Source organism: Delftia sp. WSY_7 (assembly GCF_043104845.1).
In the GTDB taxonomy this organism is placed as follows: Bacteria; Pseudomonadota; Gammaproteobacteria; order Burkholderiales; family Burkholderiaceae_C; genus Comamonas; species Comamonas tsuruhatensis.
The window spans coordinates 147383-153382 of the sequence record NZ_JBICLB010000013.1; the positions used below are offsets into that span (position 1 = coordinate 147383).

The 6000-nt window shown below is 50.5% G+C and carries 6 protein-coding genes and 2 pseudogenes; 1 reads left to right on the top strand and 7 read right to left on the bottom strand.

Translation table 11 applies throughout. The features are described 5' to 3' along the window. Positions 1-346: 346 nt before the first annotated feature. The 6 genes and pseudogenes from ACF8ME_RS06180 to ACF8ME_RS06205 form a co-directional block, all read right to left on the bottom strand. Complete coding sequence (locus ACF8ME_RS06180) at positions 347-661, bottom strand: hypothetical protein (protein ID WP_392415720.1); 315 nt, start codon at positions 659-661, stop codon at positions 347-349. 86 nt (positions 662-747) lie between these two features. Further along, positions 748-1122 (bottom strand): hypothetical protein, encoded by a 375-nt coding sequence (locus ACF8ME_RS06185; protein WP_392415722.1) that lies wholly within the window; start codon positions 1120-1122, stop codon positions 748-750. A 144-nt stretch (positions 1123-1266) separates the two neighbouring features. After that, a pseudogene (locus ACF8ME_RS06190) lies at positions 1267-1410 on the bottom strand (RHS domain-containing protein); the annotation flags it as partial. Positions 1411-1564: 154 nt separating this feature from the next. Continuing rightward, on the bottom strand, positions 1565-1927 hold the full coding sequence (locus tag ACF8ME_RS06195) for a hypothetical protein (protein WP_392415727.1): 363 nt from the start codon (positions 1925-1927) through the stop codon (positions 1565-1567). Further along, positions 1917-2093 carry a hypothetical protein gene (locus ACF8ME_RS06200; protein WP_392415728.1) on the bottom strand — a complete coding sequence of 59 codons (177 nt, stop codon included), beginning with the start codon at positions 2091-2093 and terminating at the stop codon, positions 1917-1919. The genes ACF8ME_RS06195 and ACF8ME_RS06200 overlap by 11 nt, the downstream gene beginning before the upstream one ends. Further along, positions 2014-2797, bottom strand: a pseudogene (locus tag ACF8ME_RS06205) (RHS repeat-associated core domain-containing protein); the annotation flags it as partial. The gene ACF8ME_RS06200 and the pseudogene ACF8ME_RS06205, both read right to left, overlap by 80 nt. A gap of 134 nt (positions 2798-2931) precedes the next feature. Between ACF8ME_RS06205 and ACF8ME_RS06210 the strand changes: the two are divergent. Beyond that, the gene (locus ACF8ME_RS06210; RefSeq protein WP_392415723.1) at positions 2932-3144 is read left to right on the top strand and encodes a hypothetical protein; all 213 of its coding nucleotides are present in this window, start codon (positions 2932-2934) and stop codon (positions 3142-3144) included. Positions 3145-3225: 81 nt separating this feature from the next. Here ACF8ME_RS06210 and ACF8ME_RS06215 read toward each other — a convergent pair. Further along, positions 3226-6000, bottom strand: a 2775-nt coding sequence (locus ACF8ME_RS06215; RefSeq protein ID WP_392415725.1) for an RHS repeat-associated core domain-containing protein, incomplete at its 5' end; no start/stop codon positions are given.

A 6000-nucleotide genomic window follows, 5' to 3' on the forward strand; every position in this document is an offset into this window, starting at 1 on the left:
CATAAAACAAGCGCTTATTTCGCAAGATCCAAAAATGAAAATCAAAAAATTCCTGTGGAGCCTTTATCCCTTACAGCTTAACCAATCTACGTCCGCCACCAAAAGTACCGTGACTATTGGATAATTTGACATGCATAACAGTAGCGGCCCGGTCAAAAAAAGCCATTTATTGTTTGCAATAACAGCTAGTCCAACATCAGCAAAGAAAAAAATCTGTGCACACCCACTCCAGAATGGATGCAATATTAAAAGACTCGCTTAACTGTGTGAGTGCATTAGTTTAAAAAAGGCTATGGTACTTGGCACAAGTCTTTACTTCAAGGAAAGTCAAATCGCGGTAATATTTTCATCTACCCAAACAACCATATTCAACCACCGAATTATTCCTCACCATTTCTTCTCCAGAAGAAATTATTTCACTATTTTTTATAAAGAAATAAGTAAAAATACCATCGTCCATTGATTCTTTGTACGCCACATCATCCTTTAAATCACTTGAATATTTTCTCAGCTCTTCAAGAACAACTAAATTTGGCGTATATGGCGGAAATACACAAACAAAGTCGTAATCTTTATTTATATGATAGTCAAAACCATCTTTTCTGAAGAAAAAATATCCATTTAGCAAGATTAAAATAATAATTACCAATTTAATCTTCATGGAGTTTGCCAGTCTTTTCTTGCATTAATCGCACCAGAATTTTTTCTATGATCCATACACCGCCATCATCAATACTATCTTGGAAATTATTTTTCACGATCTTTGTCAGGTGTTATTTTTTCTCTCTCGCTCTGCTGCTTATTATTACTTCTACAAAAAATCAACACAAGAATAATTATCGGACTAGTGAGTAAATAAATCGTCACCAGCATTTTTATATTTCTTGGAACCTCACAATAAACAGAGGAAAATACGCTTATTATCCAAATTGATGCGTATATTGCTTTTCTTGTTGAATGCAAATATATAGATCCAACAATGCAAACCAAAAATACGAAAAATATTGCCCAAAAATAATACAACACCACATCGGTTGCAAAAGCGAAAGCCGGCATGGGTAATGCAAGAAAGAAAATCAGTCCAATCGCATCCGCAAGTAATTTTGAACGCATTGATTTCATTGCCTTTGAAATCTTTCCAAGCTTTTTCTGTAATTTTTGCTAGATCACTATTCTCGCCCGGTTGTACTATTTCCTCGCTTACGTGATGTGCTTTATGAAGCGATCCTTCTTCACCACTCCATACCTCAAACCTCTGCGAGACGTCCCCTGTGGGTTGTATTCGTGCAGCGCATTGCCACAGGGGTCCTGCTGTGCGGCGCAGGTCACTAACCCCCACTGGTCCGTCAGGGCCATGGGCGTGCCCAGATGGTCGCAGTGGTAGTGATGGATGGCTACGGAGCCCTGTTGCACTCACTTCTGCTTTTACAGTTACTTGCGCATCTCCTGCAGCATTTTTATGGTGCGCTCGTCGTGGATAACCAACATGACCAAGCGATCTGCGCGCGTTTTGGCCTCATCTTGTTATAACCCATGGGGCTGAACAATCTACGCATATCGAGACTCACTGTGACTGCTGATCTTTATTTTCAAAAATCTCTTTGCTTATTAGAAAATCACCGTATGGCCATACGGTTATAGTGATCGTTCTAATAAAATTGTTATTTCCGTCAGATCTTGAGTGTTTTGATAACTTGAAATAATGAGTTTCTTCTCCCAATGTATTTGAAATACTTATTGACGCAGGGAAAGCAGTTGGTTTAATGTTCGATTCTTTTATCCTAAGTTCGACATTTTGACGAATTAGATAACGATGGCTTTGCCATCCCAGTATATCTTTGACACTCAAATCATAGTCTGGATTTCCCAGCTTATTAAAAATATAAGATAAATTAAATCCCTCTATATCCGATAAATCAGTTTTCATTGGTGCCATCAAGAAAGTTAGCAAAGATATTATTTGAAAACCAAGCGCTGCCGCTATTATGCAAATTACTGTTTTCATAATCTTTTTCAATCCTTGCATCTTCTATATATTGGATTGCCTTTAGGCGATACCCCATTCCTTGACCAACCAGTTGAATGTGATCCATCTTCTGAGCCTTCGCCAATGGTTGTACTACTCCCTGTCACGACTTTCACATGCCCAGCAGCGTCCACACATGGATATGCTACTGCAACAATATCACCGGGCTTTGAGAGGCAAAAATTTCAACTTCGGGAATTGTTTTTCTGGATTTACCCAATCTCCAGCAGTTGCTGGTCCTCCTGTGATAATTCCGAATCTGTAGCGCGAGGGAGATTCGACATCTGCATTTTCTAGCACTTCATGAACAAAGAGATTACATTTATTTATTTTCGACCCAAAGCCAGAAATCGAGGCGTATGAATATCTTTTTTGATTTTTTATTTTTCTCCGCTGCTTTCAAGATTCTCTCTGCACACGTTTTTACAGGAACCAAGCCCAAAGGATCAATGGAAATCATGGGATTCATCGCATATATACTTTTTTTATCCCTCCGACCAACCCGATCGGATCCTGATTGATATAACTCCCCACCACCGCATCGTAATACCGATGCCGGTTGTAATACAGTCCCCTCTCCCTGTCATGGTGCTGCCCCGGCAGCCGGATCGCCTGGTGGATGCCTTGCGGGTTGTATTCCTGCAGCACATTGCCCCAGGGGTGCAGCTTCGCGGCCCATGTCACCTGGCCGGTCTGGTCTGTCAGGGCCATTCATGTGCCCATATGGGCACATGAATGGCAGGGAATGACGATGCGCCGTTGCCATTCTTTTCCTGCCCTTGAAGTTAGGCTGCATTTAACTGAACTTGCTTTGTGCTGTGCGCCGTGGCGCTTTTTTTATCACCAATTTTAGACGGAGCTTTCCATAGTATATTTTGTATATATACTATTTCTTGAAACGGATGATGATGCAAACACTTGCTATAACAAAAATACAAGTTGATGTTATTATGGAAAATTTATTATCAACAAAAGGTATTTTGAAATTAATGATGCTCTTAAAAAGAAATAGAAGAAAAATATATGCCATTGCATATACTTTATTCTTCGTACATTTGATTTTTGTTGCGCAATATATTGAGAATATAAAAACCAGCGTATCTACTGAAATTAAATAGATGGCAGATATATCGCCTGATGCCCAGCAGGTAGCGGGCCACATAAATGCTGTGCATGCTATGAAACTGTAATTCCTCATTTTATTTACAGGGGCAGGTGAATCCATTTATGTCGCCTGATTTAAATGCTTCCCACGCTTTCTTTGTAGCCTCAAATAGAGGGCTATCCTTACTGGGGACAATCGATTCCTTGCCTATATGAACAAGAATTTCCGCAGCACTCTCTTGTCCAGTCCACAGTTGAAAACCCGAGTGAGATGGGGACGTCGCATCTTGTATAGTGTGCAATGCCGCGCCGAAATGGAATAGTGCTGAGTCCATATCGCCAGATTTTTTGGCGTTCAGCGCTTTCTGCGCTTCATTTTTTATAAATTTATTTGTGGCAGCACATGCCTCTGCTTTGGTCTGACCGGGGCGTCGCATCGCGTGCATATGACTAAACTCCGGCGTTTGGTGCTCAGCGCTATCGGCCCACACATGACCTCTTGCGACGGCCGACAATTGTGATTGACTTATCTCTTTGCCAAAAACCAAATAACCGGCTCTTTGATGCACGTATGCGCCTTTCTGGGAAGCCCATAACCCTAATGGGTCAATTTTTTGCAATGGAATCAATGGATAGATACTTTTATTCATGCCGCCGCTTAACCCAATCGGATCCTGATTCACATAACTCCCCACCACCGGATCGTAATACCGATGCCGGTTGTAATACAGTCCCGTTTCCCTGTCATGGTGCTGCCCCGGCAGCCGGATCGCCTGGTGGATGCCTTGCGGGTTGTATTCCTGCAGCACATTGCCCCAGGGGTCCAGCTTTGCGGCCCAGGTCACCTGGCCGGTCTGGTCCGTCAGCGCCATGGGCGTGCCCAGGTGGTCGCAGTGGTAGTGGTGGATGGCGATGCGGGCGTGCTGTTCTTTTTCCTGTGCCTGCAGCTTTGCCTGCATGCCGCCCAGCATGCGGGCGGTGCCCTCGGCCTGTTCGCCCAGCATGGCCTGGGCGCCGGGCGGCAGGCCGTGCTCCAGGGTGTGGCGCAGGTGCCGGGCAGCGTCTTGCTGCATGTCGCGCGGCATGGCACTGAGCATGGTTTGCATGAGGGCCAGGGCCGGCGTGTGGTTGGGGTCGTCCTGGTCGGGCAGGCCTGCGGTGATGGCCTGCACCAGCAGGTGGGGCTGGTCTTGGGGGTCGCCGCTGGCCGTGGTGCTCAGGCGCACCAGGGGCGTGAAGCTGCCCGGCTCGTAGATGGTGTGCTCTATGCGGCGCGTGTCGCTGCCGTGCTGCAGGCGCTCGGTGTGGATGAGGCGGTCGCCGTCCCAGCCGTAGTAGTGGGTGCGGGTGCCGGCGGGGTTGGTACTGCTGTCTGCGCTTTCCACTTGTTGCTTGAGCCTGCGGCCCAGGGCGTCGTAGGTGTAGCGGCTGTGGTGGCGCAGTTGCTCTGCGTTGCCCTGGATCTGGCTGCTGCGCACCGCTATGAGCTGGTGGGCTCCGTCGTAGTGCAGTTGCTGCTGGCTGTGGTCTGCCTGCATTTGCGCGATGCGGTTGCCGCTGGGGTCGTAGCGCCAGACGCGGTCTTCAGTGAAGCCGATGCGGTTGTCTTCCCAGCGCTGCACGGGGCCTTGCCGCTGGCCTGCAAGGTGGCCCAGGCCCATGAGGTTGAAGTCGGTGTGCCGCCAGTGGGCGTGGACCTGGGCGGCCCAGTTGTCCTGGGTGTTCGTCTGGCCCGGTGCACCGGGTGCTGGCAGGCGGTTGCCGGCAGGGTCGATCTGCCAGCGGGTGGTGGTCTGGGGGTCCTGGCTGTCGGTGGCCGCTCTGAGGCGCCCGGCGCTGTCGTAGCCGTAGCGCAGCAGTTGCGCGGCCTGTTCTATGGCGACGAGCTGGCCCAGGCTGTCGTAGTGGTAGCGGCGGCCGAGGATCTGGCCTATGAGGGGCTGGACCAGGTGATCACGGCCTTCCATGCTTTGCAGGCCTGTGGTGCCCAGGGCCGTGAGGCGGCCCAGGCTGTCCCATTGGCGTTGCACCTGCAGAGGGTTTTGCGCATCTGCTGCGGCGGTGGGTTGGTACAGGCTGCGGCGGACTTCGCGGTGCAGGTTGTCGCGCTCGAAGTCGATGAGGCTGGCTCCGTTGAGCTGCAGTCCGTGCACATGGCCTGAGCCGTAGGTGAGCCAGGCGATCTCCCCCAGGCCTTGCAGCTGGCTGTGCTGGCGTCCGCCCAGGCGGTCCAGCGTGTGGGCGATGCGGTGTTCGTATTCGATCTGGTCCGTACCTCCGTCCTTGCCAGGCCGGTACAGCTGCTGCACTTCTGCAGTGATGCGGCCCAGGGCATCGCGTTCCAGTGCTATGCGGCTTTGCAGTTGGATGGTGTTCTCTGCGGTGTTCTCGACGGTGTGCTGCCAGACGCTGGCGGCCATGAGGCGTCCGGCCGCATCCCATTCGTAGCGGTGGGTCTGGGCCGGCGCATGGGCCGTGGCGGGCAGCTGACGTTCGACCAATCTGCCGCCTTCGTCCCAGCGGTAGTGGCTGCTGCTTTGCCGTGCAGCGTTGCCGTCCGTGGCTTCCATGAGCTGGCCTGCCGCATCCCAGCGGTAGCGCTGCAGCCGCTGGTCGAACCCTTCTTCCTGCACGAGCCGGTCCAGCGCGTCCCAGGCAAAGCGGCTTTGGGCTCCGTTTTCGTTGACGAGACGCGTGAGGCGGCCGGCGCTGTCGTATTCGAAGGCCAGGGTGAGGCCGCCATGTGTTCGCTGGACCAGCCTGCCCCAGAGGTCGTAGCGCAGGTGGATGCTGGGGTCGGCGGCCTGGGTGTCGCTGGAGGTGCCCGCAGGCTGGGCCGGATCGATGCGCGTGAGGTGGCCTGCGCTGTC